Annotated in this window: 23 protein-coding genes; 11 read left to right on the forward strand and 12 right to left on the reverse strand. The window is 63.0% G+C overall.

The features are described 5' to 3' along the window. Nucleotides 1-12: 12 nt before the first annotated feature. From MRS60_RS23565 to MRS60_RS23595, 7 genes are all read right to left on the reverse strand, one after another. A complete protein-coding gene (locus tag MRS60_RS23565; protein WP_217590268.1) occupies nucleotides 13-1,518 on the reverse strand; it encodes an aldehyde dehydrogenase family protein in 1,506 nt (501 codons plus the stop codon). A 30-nt stretch (nucleotides 1,519-1,548) separates the two neighbouring features. Then, a complete protein-coding gene (locus MRS60_RS23570) occupies nucleotides 1,549-2,004 on the reverse strand; it encodes a c-type cytochrome (RefSeq protein ID WP_432207860.1) in 456 nt (151 codons plus the stop codon). 92 nt (nucleotides 2,005-2,096) lie between these two features. After that, nucleotides 2,097-2,597, reverse strand: a complete 501-nt coding sequence (locus tag MRS60_RS23575; protein ID WP_243566807.1) for a c-type cytochrome — start codon at nucleotides 2,595-2,597, stop codon at nucleotides 2,097-2,099. After that, nucleotides 2,594-3,142, reverse strand: coding sequence for a methylamine dehydrogenase light chain (locus tag MRS60_RS23580; protein WP_243566808.1), 549 nt, complete (start codon nucleotides 3,140-3,142; stop codon nucleotides 2,594-2,596). The genes MRS60_RS23575 and MRS60_RS23580 overlap by 4 nt, the downstream gene beginning before the upstream one ends. Before the next feature lie 39 nt (nucleotides 3,143-3,181). Further along, nucleotides 3,182-3,808: a methylamine dehydrogenase accessory protein MauD gene (mauD, locus tag MRS60_RS23585; RefSeq protein WP_105391686.1), complete on the reverse strand. Its 627-nt coding sequence runs from the start codon at nucleotides 3,806-3,808 to the stop codon at nucleotides 3,182-3,184. Continuing rightward, nucleotides 3,805-4,359: a MauE/DoxX family redox-associated membrane protein gene (locus tag MRS60_RS23590; RefSeq protein WP_243566809.1), complete on the reverse strand. Its 555-nt coding sequence runs from the start codon at nucleotides 4,357-4,359 to the stop codon at nucleotides 3,805-3,807. The genes mauD and MRS60_RS23590 overlap by 4 nt, the downstream gene beginning before the upstream one ends. A 7-nt stretch (nucleotides 4,360-4,366) precedes the next feature. After that, nucleotides 4,367-5,524 (reverse strand): amine dehydrogenase large subunit, encoded by a 1,158-nt coding sequence (locus MRS60_RS23595; RefSeq protein WP_243566810.1) that lies wholly within the window; start codon nucleotides 5,522-5,524, stop codon nucleotides 4,367-4,369. A gap of 262 nt (nucleotides 5,525-5,786) precedes the next feature. On the opposite strand from MRS60_RS23595, the gene MRS60_RS23600 reads away from it, so the two are divergent. The 5 genes from MRS60_RS23600 to MRS60_RS23620 all read left to right on the forward strand — a co-directional run bounded on the left by MRS60_RS23600 (nucleotide 5,787) and on the right by MRS60_RS23620 (nucleotide 11,957). After that, the gene (locus MRS60_RS23600; RefSeq protein WP_432207247.1) at nucleotides 5,787-6,731 is read left to right on the forward strand and encodes a helix-turn-helix domain-containing protein; all 945 of its coding nucleotides are present in this window, start codon (nucleotides 5,787-5,789) and stop codon (nucleotides 6,729-6,731) included. Nucleotides 6,732-6,858: 127 nt separating this feature from the next. After that, complete coding sequence (locus MRS60_RS23605) at nucleotides 6,859-7,803, forward strand: GlxA family transcriptional regulator (RefSeq protein ID WP_034180728.1); 945 nt, start codon at nucleotides 6,859-6,861, stop codon at nucleotides 7,801-7,803. A gap of 489 nt (nucleotides 7,804-8,292) precedes the next feature. Beyond that, on the forward strand, nucleotides 8,293-10,005 hold the full coding sequence (locus tag MRS60_RS23610) for a M36 family metallopeptidase (protein WP_243566811.1): 1,713 nt from the start codon (nucleotides 8,293-8,295) through the stop codon (nucleotides 10,003-10,005). Nucleotides 10,006-10,084: 79 nt separating this feature from the next. Beyond that, nucleotides 10,085-11,338, forward strand: a complete 1,254-nt coding sequence (locus MRS60_RS23615) for a M20/M25/M40 family metallo-hydrolase (protein ID WP_243566812.1) — start codon at nucleotides 10,085-10,087, stop codon at nucleotides 11,336-11,338. 256 nt (nucleotides 11,339-11,594) lie between these two features. Further along, nucleotides 11,595-11,957, forward strand: coding sequence for a YbjQ family protein (locus MRS60_RS23620; protein WP_175747131.1), 363 nt, complete (start codon nucleotides 11,595-11,597; stop codon nucleotides 11,955-11,957). Nucleotides 11,958-11,963: 6 nt separating this feature from the next. On the opposite strand, the gene MRS60_RS23625 is transcribed toward MRS60_RS23620, so the two are convergent. Further along, nucleotides 11,964-13,214, reverse strand: a complete 1,251-nt coding sequence (locus MRS60_RS23625; protein WP_243566813.1) for an MFS transporter — start codon at nucleotides 13,212-13,214, stop codon at nucleotides 11,964-11,966. A gap of 779 nt (nucleotides 13,215-13,993) precedes the next feature. On the opposite strand from MRS60_RS23625, the gene MRS60_RS23630 reads away from it, so the two are divergent. The 3 genes from MRS60_RS23630 (at nucleotide 13,994) to MRS60_RS23640 (ending at nucleotide 15,851) form a co-directional block, all read left to right on the forward strand. Next, complete coding sequence (locus MRS60_RS23630; protein WP_243566814.1) at nucleotides 13,994-14,551, forward strand: carboxymuconolactone decarboxylase family protein; 558 nt, start codon at nucleotides 13,994-13,996, stop codon at nucleotides 14,549-14,551. A gap of 248 nt (nucleotides 14,552-14,799) precedes the next feature. Next, nucleotides 14,800-15,186 carry a nuclear transport factor 2 family protein gene (locus MRS60_RS23635; RefSeq protein WP_243566815.1) on the forward strand — a complete coding sequence of 129 codons (387 nt, stop codon included), beginning with the start codon at nucleotides 14,800-14,802 and terminating at the stop codon, nucleotides 15,184-15,186. Between the two features lie 215 nt (nucleotides 15,187-15,401). Further along, complete coding sequence (locus tag MRS60_RS23640; protein ID WP_243566816.1) at nucleotides 15,402-15,851, forward strand: MarR family winged helix-turn-helix transcriptional regulator; 450 nt, start codon at nucleotides 15,402-15,404, stop codon at nucleotides 15,849-15,851. A 28-nt stretch (nucleotides 15,852-15,879) separates the two neighbouring features. Here MRS60_RS23640 and MRS60_RS23645 read toward each other — a convergent pair whose 3' ends face one another. The 3 genes from MRS60_RS23645 to MRS60_RS23655 all read right to left on the reverse strand — a co-directional run bounded on the left by MRS60_RS23645 (nucleotide 15,880) and on the right by MRS60_RS23655 (nucleotide 18,223). Then, entirely contained in the window at nucleotides 15,880-16,764 is an 885-nt protein-coding gene (locus MRS60_RS23645; RefSeq protein WP_243566817.1) for a LysR family transcriptional regulator, read from the reverse strand. A 54-nt stretch (nucleotides 16,765-16,818) separates the two neighbouring features. Next, nucleotides 16,819-17,199 (reverse strand): hypothetical protein, encoded by a 381-nt coding sequence (locus tag MRS60_RS23650; RefSeq protein ID WP_243566818.1) that lies wholly within the window; start codon nucleotides 17,197-17,199, stop codon nucleotides 16,819-16,821. Between the two features lie 163 nt (nucleotides 17,200-17,362). Continuing rightward, nucleotides 17,363-18,223 carry an alpha/beta fold hydrolase gene (locus MRS60_RS23655; protein ID WP_243566819.1) on the reverse strand — a complete coding sequence of 287 codons (861 nt, stop codon included), beginning with the start codon at nucleotides 18,221-18,223 and terminating at the stop codon, nucleotides 17,363-17,365. A gap of 130 nt (nucleotides 18,224-18,353) precedes the next feature. Between MRS60_RS23655 and MRS60_RS23660 the strand changes: the two genes are divergently transcribed. The 3 genes from MRS60_RS23660 to MRS60_RS23670 all read left to right on the forward strand — a co-directional run bounded on the left by MRS60_RS23660 (nucleotide 18,354) and on the right by MRS60_RS23670 (nucleotide 20,750). Then, a complete protein-coding gene (locus MRS60_RS23660; protein ID WP_243566820.1) occupies nucleotides 18,354-19,259 on the forward strand; it encodes a LysR family transcriptional regulator in 906 nt (301 codons plus the stop codon). Between the two features lie 512 nt (nucleotides 19,260-19,771). After that, complete coding sequence (locus MRS60_RS23665; RefSeq protein ID WP_243566821.1) at nucleotides 19,772-20,173, forward strand: hypothetical protein; 402 nt, start codon at nucleotides 19,772-19,774, stop codon at nucleotides 20,171-20,173. Nucleotides 20,174-20,408: 235 nt separating this feature from the next. Continuing rightward, complete coding sequence (locus tag MRS60_RS23670) at nucleotides 20,409-20,750, forward strand: hypothetical protein (protein ID WP_034180734.1); 342 nt, start codon at nucleotides 20,409-20,411, stop codon at nucleotides 20,748-20,750. Nucleotides 20,751-20,919: 169 nt separating this feature from the next. Here MRS60_RS23670 and MRS60_RS23675 read toward each other — a convergent pair whose 3' ends face one another. Next, nucleotides 20,920-22,059, reverse strand: a complete 1,140-nt coding sequence (locus tag MRS60_RS23675; protein WP_034180735.1) for a porin — start codon at nucleotides 22,057-22,059, stop codon at nucleotides 20,920-20,922. Nucleotides 22,060-22,311 lie beyond the last annotated feature (252 nt).

A 22,311-nucleotide genomic window follows, 5' to 3' on the forward strand; every position in this document is an offset into this window, starting at 1 on the left:
TCGCATCTGCGCTTACGCGTAGTTCATCATCACCGACTTGCTTTCCGTGTACTGGTCGATCACCGCGCGACCGAGTTCACGGCCGAAACCCGACTGCTTCATCCCGCCGAACGGCATCGCGTTGTCGAGCAGCGAATGGCAGTTGACCCACACCGTGCCGGCTGCAATACGCGGGATGAGCTTGTGAATCGCGGAAAGGTCGTTCGACCAGATGCTCGCGCCGAGACCATACGGCGTGTCGTTCGCGAGCCGCACGGCCGTGTCGACATCGTCGAACGGCATCGCGACGAGCACCGGCCCGAAGATCTCCTCGCGCACGACGCGCATCGCCTGCGTCGTATCGACCAGCACGGTCGGCTCGACGAAGAAGCCGGGGCCATCGATCGCACGGCCGCCCGCGGCAGCGCGTGCGCCTTCTTCGAACCCCGAATCGATATAGCCGCACACGCGCTCGCGCTGCTTCGCCGATACGAGCGGGCCGATCTGCGTCGACGGGTCCATCCCCGGGCCGATCTTCAGGCTCGCGGCGATCTTCGCGACGCGTTCGATCAGGCCGTCGAACACCTTCGCATGGATGTATGCGCGCGAACCGGCCGTGCACACCTGCCCCTGGTTGAAGAAGATCGCGTTCGCAACGCCCAGCGCGGCCTTGTCGAGATCGACGTCGGGCAGCACGATCACCGGCGACTTGCCGCCGAGTTCGAGCGACATCCGCGTCATGTTGTCGAGCGCCGCGTGGCCGATCGTCTTGCCCGTTTGCGTCGAGCCGGTGAACGCGATCTTGTCGATGCGCGGATCGCGCGACAATGCGGCGCCGGCGGTATGGCCGTAACCGGTGACGATATTGACGACGCCGTCCGGGAAACCGGCCTGCTGAATCAATTCACCGAGCCGCAACGCGCTCAGCGGCGTATCTTCCGCGGGCTTCAGCACGATGGTGCAACCGGTTGCGAGTGCGGGAGCGATCTTCCATGCCGCCATCAACAGCGGGAAATTCCACGGAATGATTGCGCCAACGACGCCGACGGGCTCCTTGCGCGTATAGGTGAAGACTTCGCTGTCCGGCATGTACGGCATGCCCGCATCGATCACGCTGCCTTCGATCTTCGTCGCCCAGCCGGCCATGTAGCGAAAGCACTGCGCTGCCATCGCGACGTCGAGCCCTTGCGCGACCATCACCGGCTTGCCGTTGTCGAGCGATTCGATTTCGGCAAGTTCGCGCGCATTGGCTTCGATCAGGTCGGCGAGCTCGAGCAGCAGGCGCTCGCGGTCGGTGGTCTTCGCGGTGCGCCACGGCCCCGCGTCGAATGCGCGCCGCGCGGCGGCAACGGCCTGCTGCACGTCGCGTTCGTCCGCTTCGGGAACGCGTGCGATCACGGTGCCGTCGGCCGGGTTCACGACGTCGATCTGCCGGCCCGACGCGGCGTCGGTCCACTCGGCACCGATCAACATCTTCTTCGGCTTCGCGAGAAACGCGCGGGTTGCGTCGAGCAACGGGAATGTTTCGTTCGTCTCCATGTTCACTCCTCGATTTCTTGATTGAGTCGATCAGTAGCGATCCGTGACGCCGTCGATCCCGCGTTCCTGCAACGCGCGGACGAGGCCGGCGCGCACGGTCGCGACGTCGGAAAAAGCAGGCCGGCGGTGCGCGGCGACTTCGGCGGCCGTATAGGGCTTGAAGTCGCGCGGCAGCGCATCGCGGTTCATCGTCGTGAGCACCCAGTTGAGTACGTCGGCCAGATCCTGATCCGACAGCGCCGAGTTCGACGCGCCGGGCACGCGCATCACGTATTCGCGCCCGGCCGGCAGATGCGTGAAATAGCCGAGCGAGTTCGCGAGCGGAGGAACCTTGCCGGGAATGCCGCCGCCCGTCGCCGTGTGGCAGCCCATGCAGTTGAGCACCCAGTGCTGCCGCGCGAGCGCCGCGTCGGCCGCACCGTCTGCATGCGCGGGCGCAGCGGACACGCATGCGACAGCGCCGACAAGCAGCAACAGCGACGACATGCGATGCGACAAGCCGCCGACCCGAGATGCCGCCTTCGACGTGCGCCGTGCGTGCTGCATCGGCTCGCCAACGCGCGATGCCCAGGCGACGTTCACAGGCCCAGCCCCTTGACCACCACGGCGCGTTGCGCATGAACGGCCGTGCCGTCCATCTCCTTCGCACGCGCCGCACGGATCTCGGCCGCCGTGAACGGATTCGCGTTGCCTTGCCGTGCATCGAGGTCGAACACGACGTAGTTGAGCACGTGCGCGATATCGTCGTCGCTCGCGCTCGCAAACGACGGCATCTTGAAGTTGTAGCTCTTGTCGTGCACCTTGATCTCGCCGAACATTCCGTGCAGCAACGTCGCGACCAGTTGCGCACGCCCGGCTTCGGCCGCCGCGTACTTGCCCGGATACTCGGTCAGCGGCGGCGCGAGGCCGTCCTGCCCCTTGCCGCCCGCTTGGTGGCACACCGCGCACTGCGCGTCGAACAGGCTCTTGCCGGCCGGGTAATGCACGGCCTGCTGCGCGCCGGCGATGCCCGGCAACGCGATTGCCGCAATGGTCGCCACGCACGCGACGACGATTTTTCCAGCGTGCCTCACTTTCATTGCTTTGCCGCTCCGAGCAGAACCGAAACCGAACAGTGGTAATTCGAATTACCGTTCGCCATGCACCAGTTGATGTCGTTGTTCAACGACAGCTTGTACAGCGGCTTCTCGCGTTCGTTGCGATTGCAGAAGCACTTGCCGCACGACGTCTTGCCGCAGCAGTCGTTGTACGACACGATGTAGTCCGAACCGTCGTGCGGGTTGCGGCAAGTGCCAATCCACGTGATCGGCGAAGGCGTCGTGCCCGGCGGGCAACTGCTCGACGTGCCGCCGCAGCAGCTGCAAAGCCAGCCGTCGATCGCGCAATACTTCCAGTAGTCGCAGCTAATCGGGTCGTCGCTGGCCCCCGAGGCGGCCGCGCCACCGGACGCAGCGGATGCGCCCGACGCCGCATCGGCCGCGTACGCGGTGCGATCGACGGGCAGCAGCGGCAGCATCGCCGATCCCACCAGCACCTTGCCGAGCTTCGCCATCGCGCTGCGCCGCGAACTGTGCTGCGCGACGCCGCGCGCCGATCGCTCGAACCATGAATCAAACAGGCCCATGTCGTTGTTCTCCAATGACGTTGAAAGAGGTTCGGCCGGTCATGCGTGCTGCGCGTGGGCGTCGTGGCTGTGATCGCCATGCACGAACTGCTGCAGCGACGCGACGCCGCGCTCCTTCGCCTCGAACAGGCTCTCGAGATGCTCGCGCGTGTTGACGAGCCCCTTCGCGCGCACCGTGCCGGTTTCGTCGAGCAGCACCGCATACGGCAGCTTGCCGATCTGGTACGCGAGGCCGAGCTCCTGCGACAGCACGTACGGGAAGCGCCCGAGGTCGTGCTTCTGCGCGAAGCGCGCGTGCTCGTCGACATCGCCGTCGCTCGCGAGCACGATGTTCACCGGCGTCGATTCGCTCGCCTGCAGCGACGGCAGCAGCGGCAGCAGCTTCTTGCAGACCGGGCACGTCGGCGACAGGAAGAACAGCAGCGTCGCCTTGCCCGATGCATCGATGCCGCCGACCTTCACCTGCGAGCCGCGAATGTCGGTCAGCTCGAACGTCGGCGCGATCGCGCCGACCGCCGGCCCCTTGTCGATCATCAGCGCACCGGCCGGCATGATGCGTTCGTACAGGATGCCGATCTGGCGCACCAGCGCGAGGCAGATCGCGCCGAGCGCGAGAACAGCAACCCACAGCAGTGCGGTGGAAACGGTGAGAGCGGTTTGCATCATGAATTCCTCAGGTGGGAAAGGCGCGGTACGTTGGCGAGCAGCACGTCAACGGTGAGCAGCGCGCAGACGATCAGCAGCACGGAGAAGAACAGCGTCAGGTAGTCGAACCACACGACCGCGCGCGCACCCGGCTCGACGAACGCGGTTGCGGCCAGCGCGGCGAGCAGCAGCACTCGGCCGACATGCAGCCAGCCGATGCCGCGCGGCGCATCCGCGCGCGCAGCGGTGAAGCCGGAACAGCCGCAGTCGATGTCGGTGTGGCCGCGCAGCAGGTTGATCGCAAGCCCGGCGGCGAAAACCACGAGCAACACGATCAGGCCGATCGCGCCGGCCACGCGCGTATCGGGAAACAGCAGTGCCGCGGTGCAGACGGCTTCCGCAAGCGGAATCGCGAACGCGACAGGCGCAGTCAGCGCATCGGGTAGGAGCCGGTAGCCGGCAAGCGCGTGGCGGAACGCGGCGGACCGGCGCATCTTCGCGAAAGCGCCGAGCAGCACGACGACGGCCGCGCCGGCCTGCGCGCTGGTGGCGAGTACGGGATCGAGGGTCATCGCGGCCTCACGGGTTGACGAGCAGCGTCGACGTATTGCCGATCTGCTTCTCTACGTTGCGCAGCTTGCCGGTATGCGCGTCCATCACGACGAGGTCGGACGTCGCGGTCAGCCCGTAGAACAGCGGCTTGTCGTCCTCGCTGACCTGGATCGACACGAGCGGATCGATCTTCTGCTGCGCGAGATCCCAGCGCGCGACGCGCTGCTTCGACTTCAGGTCGAATACCCACACCTGCGTGCCGGGATCCTTGTGCGAGCCGTCGCCGCCCTTGTGCATCAGCACGTAGTAGCGGTTCTGCTTCGCCTGCACGGCCGTCTGCTGCATGCCGCCCGGGCGCCAGCCTTCGGCTCGCTCGGCATCCGTCAACAGCGGCCACGACTTGCCGAACGCCGGCTTGTCGCCGCTGAAATCGGCGCTGCGCACGTTGCCGCCGTACGTCGTGAACAGATAGGTACCGTTGTACGGCGACGCGTTCACGAACGCCGGATCCTTGTCGACATCGATGAACGCATCGGACATCGTGCGCTTCGTTTCCTTGCCGCTCGCATCGAGCGTGACGGTCAGCGCCTTGCCGCTTTCGCACAGCGCGGTGAAGCGGTCGTTCCCCGACGGATAAGCGAGCACGCACGCGGCCGTGTCGATCTCCGACAGCACCTTCTTCGATACGGCGTCGATCACCGTCACCGACGCGGCCGGCGTGATGTTCGCGACATACAGCCGCTTGCCGTCGGTGCTGAACGCAGTGTTGTACGGCGACGGCACATGCTGCCCGTGTTTCGGCGGAATCACGATCTCGCCCGCGTGATCGAGTGTCGTGTTGTCGGTCATCTCGACGACGTCGGTACGCGTGCCGTGCGAGCCGCGCGAGAAGTAGGTCGTCGCGACGAAGCTCGTCTTGTGGTCAGGCGAAATCGCGAAGCCGGGGCCGAAGCCGCCGTCGATCTGGCCGAGCAGCTTCTTCGCGTCGGCGTCGTACACGTAGATGCGCCCGTCGGTCATCGACGGCATCGAGATGTCGACGATATAGACCTCGTGCGGATGCCACGGCGGCATCTTCTGCACGACCAGCTCCTCGGGTTTTTCCGTCGCGCATGTGCTGCCGCCCCATGCCGCCGCGAACGCCAGCGTCACCGCGAGCGCCGCGGTTCGTCGCGTTGTCCTCATGTCGCCTCCAGTTGGGGATTCACTTGATGTGGGGCGACTGTAGTTCGACAAAAAATCCGGTCAGCACCAGGACCGGCAACGCGTGCGTGCCGATTCGGGATATTGGAAATGCGCCTGAAAGCCGCGCGCGCACGCGGCTTCCGACCCTCTGACGAATACGCGCGGAATAGCGCTCGACCTTATTGCGCCGACCGCTCGGTCGGTTTAATCTTCCGCGGTCCTGATCGACACCCCTGGAGGCGCTGTGTTCGTGTTTCACGAGATGTTCGACGACGCGGACCGGCATGCCGACGCGCTGCGCGGCTGGAACCAGCGCTACGACCAGATCGGTTCGGGCGCGTATCGCAGCGTGGTCAAGCACGCCGTGCTCGACGGCATCGAGTTGTTCCAGGAAGCCGCGAACGTGCGCATCATCCAGCGTGGACAGTTGCCGCCCGGTCACACGGTGTTCGGCATGCCGCTCACCGGCTCGGGCGCATTCGCGTTCGGCGGCGCGCGCATCGAACGCGGCACGATGGTGATGGCGCGCGGCGGTGCGCCGTTCGAACTGCATTCGCCGGACGACATGTCGCTGATCGGTGTCGTCGTCGACGCCGAGCTGCTGCAACAGGTCGAAGATGCGGCCGATGTCCGGCTCGACGCAGCGACGCTGCGGCGCGGCGTCGTCGACTTGCCGACGGCCGTGCTGATGCGCGCAAGCGTGCAGATCGCGACGCAACTCGAACGCGTGCTGTCGTCGCCCGACACGTTCGGCGACGTGCGCGCGCAACGCGAATTGCGCGGCGAGATCGGCAACATGCTCGTCGATCTCCTCACGTACCGGATGCCCGAGCCGTCGAACCGGCTCACGCACGCGTGCCGCGCCGACATCGTGCGCCGCGTGCACGACTACGTGATCGACCACCCGGAAGCGCCCGTCGACGTGCTGAGCCTGTGCGCGCAGTTGCGCGTGAGCCGGCGCACGATGCAGAACAGCTTTCAGTCGGTCGTACAGACCAGCCCGCTGCACTATGTACGCTCGCTGCGCCTGTCGCAGGTGCGGCGGATGCTGCTCGACACACGTCAGGCCGACCTGCCGATCAGCGACGTGGCCGCGCGCTGGGGCTTCATCCATCTCGGCCATTTCGCGAACGCGTATAAGGCGCAATTCGGCGAACTGCCTTCGACCACCGCGCGCCGGTCGGTGCGCGCTGCAAAAACGCGCTGAAGACGAGCAAAACCCGCGATAATCTTCCGCTGACCGTTCGGCGCCTGCGAGCCGGCCGCGGCATGTGCCCGTCCGTTCGCAATCCCGTGCGATGTGCGACGACCACCGGATTCCATCCCCTGCCCCGATGCCCGAGGATTTCCACTTCCTGTTGCTGCCCGGCTTCTCCGCGCTCGGCTTCATGTCCGCGGTCGAGCCGCTGCGCGTCGCGAACCGCTTCCGCACCGAGCTCTACCGCTGGCATGTGATCAGCGCCGACGGTGCGCCGGTCGCCGCGAGCAACGGCATCCCCGTCGCCGCCGAAGCCGCGTGCGCGGACGTCGCGCAGGTCGATACGGTGTTCGTCGTCGCGGGCTTCGATCCGCTCGTGTGCTACACGCGCGCAATCGGCGACTGGCTGCGCCGCCAGCACCGGCACGGCGCGACGCTCGGCGGCATCGACACGGGCAGCTTCGTGCTCGCGGAAGCCGGGCTGTTCGACGCGTCGCAGCCGCTGACGCTGCACTGGGAAGCGCTGGCCGCGTTCCGCGAACGCTATCCGGGCCTGAACGCGACGCAGGAGCTGTTCGAGATCGACGACCGGCGCATCACGTGCGCCGGCGGCACCGCGTCGATCGACATGATGCTCGACCTGATCGGGCGCCGGCACGGCGCCGATCTCGCGGCCGCGATCTCCGAGCAGTTCGTCGTCAGCCGCATCCGGCAGCGCTCGGACAGCCAGCGGCTCGAGATCGCCGCGCGCTACGGCGTACATAACCGCAAGCTGATCCAGGTGATCGGCACGATGCAGCAGCACATGGAAAATCCGCTCGGCTCCGACGCGCTCGCGCAGGACGTATCGATCACGCGACGCCAGCTCGAACGGCTGTTCAGCGCGACGCTGAACGACACGCCGACGCATTTCTACCTGAACCTGCGCCTCGATCGTGCTCGCGAACTGCTGCAGCAGACCGACATGAGCATCACGTCGGTGTGCGTCGCGTGCGGGTTCGAATCGCCGTCGCATTTCTCGCGCACTTATCGCGCGCGGTTCGGCTTGAGCCCACGCAGCGACCGGCGCGCGACGCGCTGATCGTCGCGGGTTTTAATCACAATCCCGCGCGGAATTGCGCGTTCCGGCGGCGTTTCCCGCCGCTCGCTGAACAATGCCGGCGATCGATCGACGGACCGAAGCGATCGTCGAAAATAATTTGCAATGTCGCCGAAAATATTCTGTAACATACCTCGCAATTAGATAGGCAGCCTAACGAGACGAGAGACTGGATTCGACGCATGTCGATCCGCGCAAGGCTGCCGGCCGATATCCAACCGATATCAGTATCGATCCGAGGGGTCTGACATGACGATGCTCGCTTCGCCGTCGCCGCACCTGCCTGCCGTTCGCTTCCTCGCCCCCGCTCCCGCTTGTTTCTTCTCGACCTGACATTTAGGTTTCCTTAGTCAGTCGACGCTCCCAACACCGCTTCGCCGCACCGGTTCCATCGAGCCGGCGCGCGGGCCGTGTCGTGCCTGCGCGCCACGAGTGCGCGGGCGTGTCCAACCGTTGAGATGAGGATCACGTATGCAGACATCACGCAAAGCATTGCCGCTCGCCCTGGGCCTTGCGCTCGGTTTCGGCATCGTCGGCGGCACAGCAGCCGATACGAAGGTCTCGAATCCGCAGGCCGCGAGCCTGCGCGAAAGCCTGACGCGCGGCGTCGCGCCGCCCGCCGCGAAAGCCGATACGGCCGCCGGGCAGTTCCGCGCGGACGGCGTCGCCGTCACGCTGTACAACCCCGCGTATCGCGTGAAGAAGGTCGCCGCCACGCCCGCTGCAACCGCGCGCGACTTCGTCGCAACGCAGGCGACGCAGCTCGGGCTCGACGCGGCCGCGCTCGCGAGCCTCGTCGTCACGTCGGAGCGCAACGATGCCGACTTCACCGTCGTGCGCCTGCAGCAGCAGGCCGCCGGGCTGCCCGTGTACGGCAGCGACATCGCGGTGACGGTCGCGAAGGACGGCCGCATCCTGTACGTCGCGAGCAACACGATCAACGGCGTGGTCGCGACGTCGCGCAAGTCGCAGGCCGTCGACCAGCAGCAGGCGCTCGACCGTGCGCGCGCGTATCTCGGCGTGAGCGGCTTCACGAATCTCGACGCGCAGCTCGTCGCGTTCGTCGACAAGGCCGGCACGCACACCGCATGGAAGGTGCGCGGCCGCCCGCAGGACGGCCCGAAGGGCGACTGGGAACTGCTGATCGACTCGGGCAGCGGCGAAGTGCTGCGCGCCGAGGACAAGGCGTTCTATGCCACCGACGGCACGGGCTTCGTGTTCCGCCCGGATCCGCTGTCGCCAACGAAAAGCAGCTACGGCAGCACCGGCTACAAGGACAGCAGCGACGCCGATTCGACCCAGCTCACGGCCGCGCGCGTGCGCGTGACGCTGAAGGATCTCGGGCAGTCGGGCGCGCGCTACGCGCTGTCAGGCCCGTATGCGGCGTGCGTCGATTTCGATGCGCCGCGCGACAACGCGTGCCCGCTGCAGTCGACGCCCGCGTTCGAGTTCACGCGCGGCAACCTGTATTTCGAGGCTGTGAACGTGTACTACCACATCGATACGTTCCTGCGCTACGTGAACCAGACGCTCGGGATCAAGGCATTGCCGTACCAGTACACGGGCGGCGTGCAGTACGACCCGCACGGCGAATCGGGCGACGACAACTCGTCGTACTCGTCGAGCAGCGGCCGGCTGACCTTCGGGCAAGGCGGCGTCGACGATGCGGAAGATGCGGACGTCGTGATCCACGAACTCGGCCACGGCATCCACGACTGGGTGACCAACGGCGGCCTGTCGCAACAGGAAGGTCTTTCGGAAGGCACCGGCGACTATCTCGCCGCCGCGTACAGCCGCGACTTCAACCAGTGGAGCCCGTCGGATGTGCAGTATCACTGGGTCTACAACTGGGACGGCCACAACGAATACTGGGGCGGCCGCGTGACCAACTGGAACGTCGGGCGCACCTATGCGCAAGCGCGCGGTGCCGAGATCCATACGGCCGGCCAGTACTGGGCATCGTGCAACCTCGTCGCGCGCGACGCGATCGGCGCGCAGGCGATGGACAAGGCATTCCTGAAAGGGCTGTCGATGACCAACGGCTCAACCAACCAGAAGGCCGCCGCGCAGGCCGTGCTGACGGCCGCGTCCGCGCTCGGCTACAGCAGCGCGCAACTCACGGCGATCGGCAATGCGTACAACAAGAGCTGCACGTACGGCGTGACCGTGCCGCAGAAATCGTAATTCCGCAGCAGGCGGTGGCGCATCGCACGACCTGCGACGCGCCCTCATCCTCGACATCGTTACCCTCGCGAGATCGAACATGCCTACTCTGAAACTGACTCATCTGAGCGCCGCGCTGGGCGGCATGCTGTTGACCGTCGCCGCGCATGCGGCCCCCGTGTGGATCACGCTCGGCGATGCGGCGTTCCGCCAGCTTCAACGCATCGACGCAAGCGCGACCGCGCAATACAGCACGACGGTCGATGCCGGCAAGACGGCCGACGGCGCCGCGCGCCGCGAAACCATTCACGTCGTCGAGATCGACGATTCACGGCTCGGCGAACTGGCCCATGCCGTCCACCACACGCGCGGCCACGGGCCCGGTTATGTCGTGCACGACTCGTTCGACGAAGCGCGCCAGGCGCTGCAGCCGTTGCCGCCGGCGCTCGCGAAGCAGGCCGCGGCACCCGCGTACAAGGTGTCGAACGCGCCGCAGATCGGCACCTGGATCCAGCAACTGCAGGCCAGCAACATCGTCGGCACGATCACGTCGCTGTCGGGCTTCACGAACCGCTACTACACGACGTCGCACGGCGTTGCCGCGTCGGACTGGCTCGCGCTGCAGTGGAAGCAACTGGCGGGCGCGCGCGCCGATATCACCGTCGAGCAGTTCGCGCACACGGGCTTTCCGCAGAAATCCGTGATCCTGACGATCCGCGGCAGCGATCCGGCCGCGGGCACCGTCGTGCTGGGCGGCCACCTCGATTCGACCGTCGGCCGCACGACGGAGAACACGCGCTCGCCCGGCGCGGACGACGACGCATCAGGCATCGCGAGCCTCACCGAAGCGCTGCGCGTGCTGCTCGCGAACAACTACCGGCCGAAGCGGACGATCAAGTTCGTCGGGTACGCGGCAGAAGAAGCCGGCCTGCTCGGCTCGAAGGCGATCGCGAAGCAGTTCCGCACGCAGAGTGCGAACGTGGTCGGCGTTTTGCAGCTCGACATGACGAACTACAAGGGCGATCCGAAGGATATCTATCTGATCACCGACTACACGAACGCGTCGCAGAACACCTACCTGACGAATCTGGCGAAGACCTACCTGCCGGAACTCGCGATCGGCACGTCGCAGTGCGGGTATGCGTGCTCGGATCATGCGTCGTGGAATGCGCAGGGCTATCCGGCGTCGTTCCCGTTCGAGGCCGACCAGAACGACAGTCCGTATATCCATACCGTGAACGACACGCTGGAGAACTCGGACCGCCAGGCGAATCATGCGCTGAAGTTCGGCAAGCTGGCGCTGGCTTATGCGGTTGATCTTGGCGGGGATGGCTCCGTAGTCGCGAAGCCCTGACGGCGAGCGGCCGCGTCGTTCGTCTATCCGGACACGAAGGAAGCGTGTGCTCGCGGTTCGCACGCGCTTCCTCCCGGACAACCTTGATCGGACCACCTCGCCCAGCGTCCCGTAGAGACGCACGCCCGAAGCCAGCGCCCCCCCCACGGAGGCTTCATGACGCGACACGTGCCGCGCGATTGACTCGATCGAACCTGGAACGCGCGCTCATCCGGATAGAATCGTCACTCTGCCACTCCGCTACACGCTTCCAGCCATGACCGACACCACCCGCTCCATCGACGATCTGTCGCCCGCTCGCGTCACGACCGCATTCGACCTGCCCGGCCACACGACCGTCCGCTCGCTCGGCGTCGCACAGGGCATCATCGTGCGTTCGCGCTCGATCGTCGGCTCGTTCGGCGCTTCGCTGCAGACAATCTTCGGCGGCAACATCACGCTCTACACGTCGCTGTGCGAGAAAGCGCGCCAGCAGGCATTCGACAAGATGCTCGCCGATGCACGCAAGCTCGGCGCGAACGCAGTCGTCGCGATGCGCTACGACTCGACCGAGATCGGGTCGGGCGTCACGGAAGTCATCTGCTACGGCACGGCCGTGCGCGTGACGCAGGACGCGTGACGCCCATCACACGTCGCGCTCGAGCGACTTCATGTTCGTGAGCTGAGGAAACAACCGCATCCAAACGAGCGCGACGGCAATCGTCGCGGCACCGCCGACGACGATCGCCGTCGGCGCGCCCCACCATGCGGCCGTCACACCCGACTCGAATTCGCCAAGCTGGTTCGACGTGCCGATGAACAGCGAATTGACCGCGCTCACGCGCCCGAGCATGTCGTCAGGTGTACGAAGCTGCACGAGCGACAGGCGCACGACGACGCTGACCACGTCCGATGCGCCGAGCGCGGCCAGCGCAACGAGCGACAGCGCGAAGTGCCGCGACAGCCCGAACACGATCGTCGCGATGCCGAACGCGATCACGCCGCCGAACATCGCGCGGCCCGGTCGCCCTTTCAGCGGAAAGCGCGTGAGCCACAGCGTGCCCGCGAGCGCGCCGACCGCGGGCGCCGCGCGCAATGCGCCGAGCCCCCACGGCCCGACCTGCAGAATGTCGCGCGCATAGATCGGCAGCAGCGCGGTCGCGCCGCCGAACAGCACCGCGAACAGGTCGAGCGACAGCGCGCCGAGGATCGCCGGTTCGCGCCGGATGAACGCGATCCCCGAAAACACCGAGCGCAGCGTGACCGGCTCGCGTGCAGGCGGCGCGCTGCGCAGCGGGATCGTGCCGCTCAGCACCGCCGCGATCGCGAATGCCACGACGCTCGTGCCGAATGCGACGGGCGCACCGACACCGTAGAGCAGCCCGCCGAACGCGGGACCGAGGATCTGCGCGGCCTGGTTCGCGGACGTCGACAGCGCAGTCGCGCGCGGCAAGTCGGTGCGCGGCACGACGGCCGGCAGCAGCGAAGACACCGACGGCGACTCGAACGCGCGGGCCGTGCCGACGATCGCCGCGAGCGCATACACGGCCGGCGCGGTCAGCCACCCTTGTGCGGCGCCGAGCAGGAACACGCCGGCGGCCAGCGCCTCGACGCCCTGGCAAATCGTCGCGATGCGCCGCCGGTCGTAGCGGTCGGCCACCTGCCCGACGACGAGCGTCAGCGCGAACATCGGCACGAACTGCGCGAGGCCGACGAGTCCGAGCGCGAACGCGCTGTGCGTGAGCGCATACACGTACCAGCCGATCGCGACCGACAGGATCTGGAAGGCCAGGGACGACATCACGCGTGTGCCCCAGAAGCGCCGGAACGGTGCGTGACGGAACAGGTTGGCGGGTAACGGGGATGGAGGCGCGGGTTCGGGTGAGTGGGCGGTCATCGGGGTCTCGGCGATCGGCGGTGCGTGACGCAACCGCTCCACGAGCGGCTGCCTGCACATGTGCGTGCTTGCGCAACGACTTGCCCATCGCGACGCGATATCGGTCCCCGGCGTGGAGACGGTCGGCTGGACAGCGCAGACGCGGCCAAATCGCGATGATATGTCAATCACGGCAAAACGGCCGTTCGATTGGCCGAGGCGGGAGTGCACTCGCCCGCACTGCAAAAAAGAAGTTCGTCTTGGATTTCCGGGGAACGCGGGGCAGACTGTCGGTGATCGGCCACTTTCGATCACTCGGCGATGCGGTCAAAATCGTCAACAATAGTCCACTAAAAGTGAAGAAGTGCTGCTTGCGTTTGGATGGGTGTCAAACGCCTTAGATCGGCGAAACCGCGGTTCCCTCGGAGAGGCCTCAGTCCTCTCCGAGAGTCGTCCACCGCTGTATTAAAGCCACAGCAGCTTGTTGCATCGTCCGATGAGCGCATCGTAGGGAAGCGGATCGACGCCCTTTCAACGCCCCGCTCGGCCCCGTCTTTGCGAGCATGTGCCCCCTATCTGACGTTGCGGAAACTGAAGGCGTCGCGCGCGTGGTCTGCCGACTGGTACGTTAGCCTCACATCGCGTCCGAGGTTCTCGTAAACATCGGGCCGGATCACGAGCCTCGGAGCGCGATCTTCTATTTCACTGGCCGAAACAGAGACCTTCATTTTCACGCAATTAACAAGGGCAGAGGCAACTTGTACATTGACTACTCCCAAATCAACTTGATGGAGTTTCAAATGGCACGCGTCGCTATCCCCACGAAAGAACAGGCACCCGCCAAGGCGCAACCGATCCTTGCGAACTACGAGAAAGTCCTCGGTACGATCCCGAACTTCTTCGCTTTGATTTCCCAGTCACCAGACGCCCTGAAGGCAATCGCTGACATGCACGGTACGCTTGGCAAGAGCTTGGGCCACGGAACGCGCGAACGCATTCATATTGCCATCGCGGAAGCGAATGGCTGCGACTACTGTGTATCCGCTCACACCTACCTGGGCGGCAAGCTGAGCGGTCTGACGCAGGAGGACATGGCACTCAATCGCGATGGCCATTCGACGGACCCGAAGGCTGACGCCGCGGTCCAGTTCGCTCACCGTGTGGCGAAGACGCGCGGCCACATCGACGCCGCCGACTTCGAAGCCGTTCGAGCCGCAGGCTTCTCCGATGCGGAAATCATCGACATCGTGGCCGAACTCGCGTTCAGCTTCGTGACCAACCTCTTCAACAATACGTTCAAGACCGATATCGACTCTGTGTTCCCCGTCATTCACACAAAAAGCAAGCCGACTGCCTGAGTCTTGGCGTGAACTTGATGGCTACCTACTGTTCGGGGTAGCCACGTGAGCCGACATCGGGTGCCGCTTCTTGCTTCAGATCCGGACCGGCCCACGCACCAACTTGTGATGCCGTTGCAGGAAATGTCGAAGATGCGGACACCTCGTTTGCATCCGCATATTTCATATGACCGCCTTTCATCGAACCCTCTCCGAGGCCGAATGAACTGTCGAAAATGCACCACTGCTCCCACCCTGAGGGTCCCTACATGAATGATCCCGTTGAAACAATCCGTAGCTTCTACGCAAAGCTTGCCGATGGTGATGCGCCCAGTGCGCTGTGCCTGATGTCGGCGGATATCGAATGGAATACGATGTGGCATTACAAGGTGGACGGAAGGGGGCCCGAGCGAGTGGCTGAGGGACTCTTCAGGCCGCTCGTGGCGGAGTGGTCGAGCTTTTCACTCGAACCAACTGAATTTTTCCGCGACGGAAATACCGTCATTTCTTTGGGTCGATTCCGCGGGGAACACGGTGGCACTCGCAAGCGTGCGGAAGCCGGATACGCTCACGTTTGGTCCGTAGAAAACGGTAGGATCACGCGCTTTCGTCAATATATTGACACCCTTGCGGTCGCAGATGCACTCAAACCTTGAGAACGCCGTGCTACCCGATGCTCCACGGTAGCGCGCATATGTTGGATTGCGTTGCAGGACAATTTACCCGCTCGAACTCAAGCACTGCGTCCGTCGAGCCGCGGCACTCTGCGCGGTGGTTGCTTTGGTAGGTAGCATAACTAATCATCCATGGCAAAGCCGTCCCCACTCGTTCATACCCGTTACCCCGCCTTCGGGCGGCGCCTGGAAATTTCATGAAAGCATCTTCCAATAACTCGCCGGATGCCGCCGAAGTGCAGTTGGGAGACGAGGTCGGGTTTTCGCTCTATGCCACATCGCTCGCGATGACGAAAGCGTACAAGCCGCTGCTTCAGCCGCTTGGTTTGACCTACCCACAATACATTGCAATGTTGTCGCTTTGGGAGAGCGATGAGGTCACCGTCAAAGCCTTGTCGACACGGCTGTCGCTGGACCCAGCGACGATAACGCCTCTCCTTAAGCGGCTCGAATCGCAGGGACTGGTCAGCAGGACCCGTGGTGTCACTGACGAGCGCCTGGTATTTGTCAGCTTGACAACGAAGGGAGACTTGCTCAGAAGGCAGGCGGCTCTGATACCTGCTGCAATCACCGAAGCGACCGGTCAAAGCAACCAGGTGCTTCTGCGGTTGAAGCGCGACCTCGATCAGCTTCGCAGCAGGCTGTAGGGCGCCACGGCCTTACTGGAGTGGCTGCCTACAGCGCTGGCCGATCGGGTAGCGCAGCCTGAGCGGCAGAGATGAAGGCCCTAACGCTTTGAGATTGCTGCCGACCGCCTTGATATACCAAGCTTACCGGAAGCACCTTTTCCTCAGCGTTCGCCAGGACCCTGACTAGCCGCCCATCGGCCAGTTCACGCGCGACGTGATAGGAAAAGAGGCGCGCGATACCGAGGCCACCCACCGCGGCTTCAACTGTCGCATCGACGCTATTAGTCAGAAATCGCGGTTCAATCTGACTCCGACTGCCCGCGCGCCTCCACTCCTCGTTCAAGCTGGCCGTTTCAAACGCAATCAGGTGGTGCGTGGATAAATCGGCTTCGCAAGCTGGCGTTCCACGTCGAGCAAGATAGTCCGGGCTGGCCACGAGAACACGCTGGACGCTCGCAAGGGGCACAGCTCGAAGCGAGCTATCTGGCAACTGCCCGATACGTACCCCGATGTCAATGCCTTCCTCTGCCAAACGGACAACCCGATCAACGAGAATCAGTCGTACCGAAAGATCCGGATATTCACGAAGAAGGTTTGCGACGATCGGCATGACATGCATTCGGCCGAAAAGAACGGGCGCAGTTATCACCAGCAAGCCACGAGGCCCAGCATTTCCTCCTCGAACAGCCTCCGCAGCATCGTCCAGCTCGGATAGAGCATGACGTGTGCGCTCCAGGTAGTCGCTTCCCTGGTCGGTCAGCCGTACCGAGCGCGTCGTTCGCCTGAGCAACGTCACACCGATCTCTTGCTCCAAAGCGGATACAGCACGCGAGGCTGCCACGGGCGTGATGCGGAGTTGCCGTGCGGCTTCGGCAAAGCTGTTTAAATCCGAAACCATTTGGAAAACCCGTATGCGTTCAAGTCGATCCATGAAAATGTCACTGAGAATTTGGTAGTTGCGACGGACTGGCTGTCGGTTCTCCTTCTAGGAACCGCTGTCGCCACCGCCATTTGACGACGTTTCGAACGTCAAAGATATCGCTTTTGCGCCACGAGCGAAATTCGCGCAAAGGTGGTTCCAGACAAACTGCAAACAAACGAGGTAGATCTCCACCGAAGGCGATATCCGTTTGATCTTGACCGCCGCAACGCCTAGCAGCAGGGATGCGATTGCAATTGCATCCTTCGTTGTCAACGTACCGGGCGGCGCTACGAGGGTCGTGGCAAAAATCATCGTGCGCATGACGAAGCACAATCTCCGGTCACCGCCGAGATCGTCGCACAGCACCTCATAACCTCGGTCCGATTGCGGTATCTTGTCGGAATCCTGCTGCGTCGTTGCTAGCGCCGCCGTCGTAGTAAGCATTTCTTCGTCCTTCGATATTCGTTTGTGGGACATGGCGACCCAGCAAGGAAATGCCGAACCGCCGGAACATGGAAATGCGTTTTAGTCGCGGCTCTTCAACCCTGACACGGCTACTGATCGCTTCGGGCCAACAACCCAGGACTGGTCAATGCGCCGCTGCTTCTCAGTCTGCGAAGATGGCTTTGATCTCGGCTGCGACCTGGCATTTGTTCTCGTCGAGCACGAAGTGCCCCGCGTCCAGCCAGACAAGCTTGGCGTTCGGGAGATCTTTGGTATAAGCCCGCGCTCCAGGTTGAATGAAGAACGGGTCGTTTTTCCCCCAAATGATCAACGTCTTCGGTTGGTGTTGCCGAAATGCCGCTTGCCACGTCGGATAGAGGGCGACGTTCGACTGATAGTCGTGAAGAAGATCGATTTGGAAGTCCTGCACGCCGGGGCGATCGAGCAGCGCCTGGTCGAATATCCAGTTGTCGGGATTCACGGCGTCCGGGTGCTTTGCGCCAACGAGCCATTGAAACTTTGTACCCTCCGGACTGATGAAGTCGCGCGCGGGCTTTTCGGTTTCAGGTGTACGGTTCTCCCACAACGGTACGAAAACACTTTTCGGAGCATCGCCCACGCCTTCCATATAGGCGTTGGTGTTTTGAATGATGAAACCTTTGACTGCGTCAGGACGCCGAGTAAAAAGCCGAAATCCAACTGGTCCGCCGTAGTCATGCATGTAGAGAATGTACGATTCCAGCTTCAAAGCCTCGGTAAGGCCCGCAACGTGGTCAGCGAGATTGTCGAAGGTGTATTTGAACTCGTCTCGTGAAGGCGCGTCGGAATGACCAAATCCGATGTAGTCTGGCGCGATCAAATGGAATTGATCGGCCAGGGCGGGTATAAGGTCTCGGAACATTTGGCTGCTGCTCGGCAATCCGTGCAACAGGACAATTGTCGGGAGCTTGGGGTCGCCCGCTTCGCGATAGAAAACGTTGCGTCCGTTGACAGTGGCCGTGCGGTGAAATGTACGATTGCTCATTTGTCGAGTCCTCTTCTGAAGCGTCTCGGTAGACACCTACCGTTTGACGCGTTGAAGGCATTCTGCGTGTTTCCGATTTCGATGAGCAGACTGTAAAATCGGAAAGCCCCCTCCCGTTTATTGGAAGACCGTGGATCGAATCGACGCGATGTCAGTGCTGATTGCCGCCGTGGAGAGCGGCAGCTTGTCGAAAGCCAGTCGTAGGCTTGGGCTCCCGTTGGCGACAGTAAGCCGCAAGATGGCCGACCTGGAGGCTCATCTGAAAGCGACTTTGCTCGTGCGTTCTTCTCGTGGCCTCGAACTGACGCCGGCCGGCCGTTCATACGTGACCGCAGCCAAATCAATCCTTGAACAGGTTGTTGAGGCAGAACGTGCTGCCGCAGGGGAATACCTGGAGCCCAAGGGAGATCTGGTCGTTACCGGACCCAACATGTTTGGGCGCATGCATGTCCTTCCTGTCGTCACGAGTTTTCTCGCGGCGTATCCCGATGTGTCGGTCGGCCTCATGCTAACGGACAGGATTACGCATTTTCTGGATGATCAAATCGACGTGGCACTAAGAATCGGTGATCTTCCTGACAGCGAGCTGGTTGCTATCCGACTAGGAGCTGTGCGACGCGTAATCTGCGCAAGCCCCTCGTATCTTTCCACGCGGGGAATACCCGTTTCTCCTGACGAGCTTCCGGAGCACAGCGTTGTCTCCTTCGAAAATGTGTCGTCGACAAGCAACTGGAAATTCTGGTCCGGCGGATCAGATTTCGAAGTGCCGTTCCGCTCGAGACTAAGCGTGAACACGATTGAAGCCGCGATTGATGCGGGACTTGCCGGTTCGGGCTTGATTCGCACCATGTCCTACCAGATCACAGAATACGTCCGTCGAGGCGACCTGCAGATTGTGTTGAGTGAATTCGAGCCGCCAGTTCGCCCGGTCCATCTGGTTTACGACAAGAAAAATCGGCTGCCTCTCAAATTGCGGGCGTTCATCGACTTCGTAGTGCCTCGATTGCGCGAGCGCATTGCTGACGCCGCTCTCTAGCACCGACGCTTTCTGCCTATCAGTGTCGCTTTTGCTGTCCGAAGATCGTCCGACCTATTACGCTCGGCAACCACACGGATCGAGCGCTATTGCCGGCACCCCGACGGAACCGACGTTGAGGGGCCGAGAGTCGCCGAGATTTTTGTGGGGTCGAGTCAATTCGCGGTTGCTGATCTGATCAGGGGTTGTCGGAACGACCGCTTATGAGTGGCGCATCCGTCTCTTTCGGGTCGATGCCGGACGTCGACTTCGCGCGGAAGCGCATCGTTCGATGCCCGTCATGGACGGGACCGCACCGATAGACGCAAGCGTTGAAGTCCGGTCTCGGTCGAAACAGCGGCCGTCTGATCGTGGAGTAGTATTTCCCCATGTCCAAGTTGTTGCTCGGCCTCTACGACACACAGCCAACCCATCCGTGACGAGGGCGGCAAGCTCGTTAAAGGGTTTGGAAACTGCTTCAACGATACGTATGGTGGCGTCGGCCGTGACGACGGCATTGATGGGAATGCATCATGTCAACCGAGTGGAAGCACCGCGTCAGACTATTTATCCAGCGTTTCTGGCAGCCGACCAGTGCGTGCATGACCTGCATGCCGGGGAGCTGGGGCAATATCATGAGCCTTGCCCACTGGACTATTGCACTTCAGACAGGTCTGTTTACCGGCCTCCTGGCTGTACTTTTGACTTTCACGCCTTTGGCGAAACTCTACGCGCATCGATACGGCAATGCGCTGGTCGTTGGCGTCCTGACAACGTTGGGCGATGCCTACTCGCACACGAGTCACTACCGTATCCCCTATGTCGAGCACATCGTGACGGGTGCAATTTCAGGTCTCTTGACGCTGGCAGCCTCATATCTCTTCGAAGACCGCGCGCGACGCCTTCGGGCGGTATGGGCTCGGGTTTTCGGATAGCTTGTCCGCTGACTTTCCGAACCCACTGGGCCAAACGGAAAGACGCTCCCCGGCGTGGCTACGCTTCATGATCGGGAGGCTGCGCATGGACAACGGGAGCTCGCGACCGTTATATGCCCCAGCCGAACGGCGCTTCATGGCGGGCGGAATCAACCGTTCGACCTGGAGGTCAGAATCGTTGACAATCGAGAGCCGTCGCCGCTGTGCGTCGCCATGTTCGATTAACGAAAAATCTATGAACCAACGTTTGCTGACCCAGTGCGCTGTATTTTTCCTGTTTCTCGTTTTCGGAAAGCCAACATGGGCGGCGCCCCTTGCCGAAAGCAATCAAATTGTGATCGCTATGGACTATGGCAGCCTTGATTTGACGCGACTACACCAGCTTGAAGACGAGCTGGAATCGGTAGCGAGGGAGACGAAGTTAGGCGAGCTGGATGGTGATGAAGTGACAGTCGATGGTGGCAAGGCGTCCATCTATATGATGAGCGTCCACACGGATAAATTAATCGACGCTATCCGTCCGGTGCTAAAGACATACGATTTCTCGCGTGACGCTCACATTCGTGTGGGACGCTAAAAGTGCGGCACGACGAGAAACGAAATGTCCGCATTTGAGAAAGCCGAAGGTCACTTCAGGGTCGAACAGCACCCCCCGGAAATCCCCGAAGAAACAAAAAAAAGCGCGAACCGCAGTTCGCGCCAAAGAGAGACCTCGCTGAAGACGTCGCTGCTCCAAACCACCCCGCTCAGAACGAATGCCGCATCCCGATCCGCACGTCGGCCTGCGTCTGCGTCGTCGACGGCGTGAAGCTGTAGCCGACCACCGCATCGACGCCGTGCGACGCGCGCAGGTAATCGCCGGAGATATACACGTCGGTGCGCTTCGACAGTAGGTAGTGCAGGCCCGCCGTGCCCTGGTTCCAGTGATGGCCTTCGAAGCGCGTGTGCTGGTAGCCCGCGATCAGGCTCAGCGCCGGCGTGAACTGGTACAAGCCGCCGCCTTCATATACCTGCATGTGCGACGACTGGCCGAAACCCTTGATCGTCGTGTACGAGAAGTTGGCGTCGAGCGTCAGCTTGCCGATCGTGTAGCTCGAGCCGATGCCGAACGTGCCCTGGCTGTCGACGTCCATCGGCGTGTTCGCGAACAGGTCGGTGCGCGCGCCGGTCGCCGGATCGACGGTGACGGTCTGCTGGCCGAGGAACGTGTGCGTGCCGATCATCGCGTACGGGTCGAACGCGTAGATGCCGTTCGGGTTGTTCAGGCGCGTGTACGCGGCGCCGATCGAGAAGTCGCCCTTCGTGAAGCTCGCGCCCGCGCTCCATGCGCTGTTGCGGTGGAAATTGCCCGCGACGTTGCCGAACGAGTACATCGCGCCGAACTTGAAGCCGCTGAGGTCGTTCGACAGGAACTTCACCGAATTCGGCAGGCGGTCGCCGTTGAAGCGGTCGAAGTCGCCCTGGTGGATCGCATAACCGCTGCCCCACGCCGAGATGTTGTAGATCGACACGAGTTCGTTCGTGATGTCGAGCTGGTTGCCGAACGACAGCGTGCCCCAGTCGTTCTGCAGGCCGACATACGCCTGCCGGCCGAACTCGGCGCCGCCGAAGCCGAGCTGCCCGTTGCCGAGGTGGAAGCCGCTCTCGAGGGCGAACACGGCCTTCAGGCCGCCGCCCAGGTCTTCCGTGCCCTTCAGGCCGAAGCGGTTCCCGTATGAGACGCCGTCGTCGAACTTGACCACGTGCGAGCCGCCGGTGTTGTTCACATACGTGATGCCCGCGTCGAGAATCCCGTACAGCGTCACGCTGCTCTGCGCATGGCCGATGGCGGGAATACAGGCCGCGCATGCAAGCGCGGCGGCTACGGCGACTTTCGTGTGCTTCATTATCGACCACCCTCCCTGAACCGTTCGATGGAAAGAATCTCGTCCCGGCGCGTGCCGCGATACGCCGGTGGATTCGAATTCAGTACGCCTGCTGGCTTCGGCATTTCGTTTTCCGCAATAACGCAGCCATTGCCGAAAAATACAAACCCATATTTCACGTCACCCGTCTGAAGGCGACACTAAATGGTCACGATGCGACCGGTCGGGAAAACACGTAGACGGGCGGCACGGCAAAAACCGGCCGCCCGGAGG

Source organism: Burkholderia pyrrocinia, assembly GCF_022809715.1.
Lineage (GTDB): Bacteria > Pseudomonadota > Gammaproteobacteria > Burkholderiales > Burkholderiaceae > Burkholderia > Burkholderia pyrrocinia_C.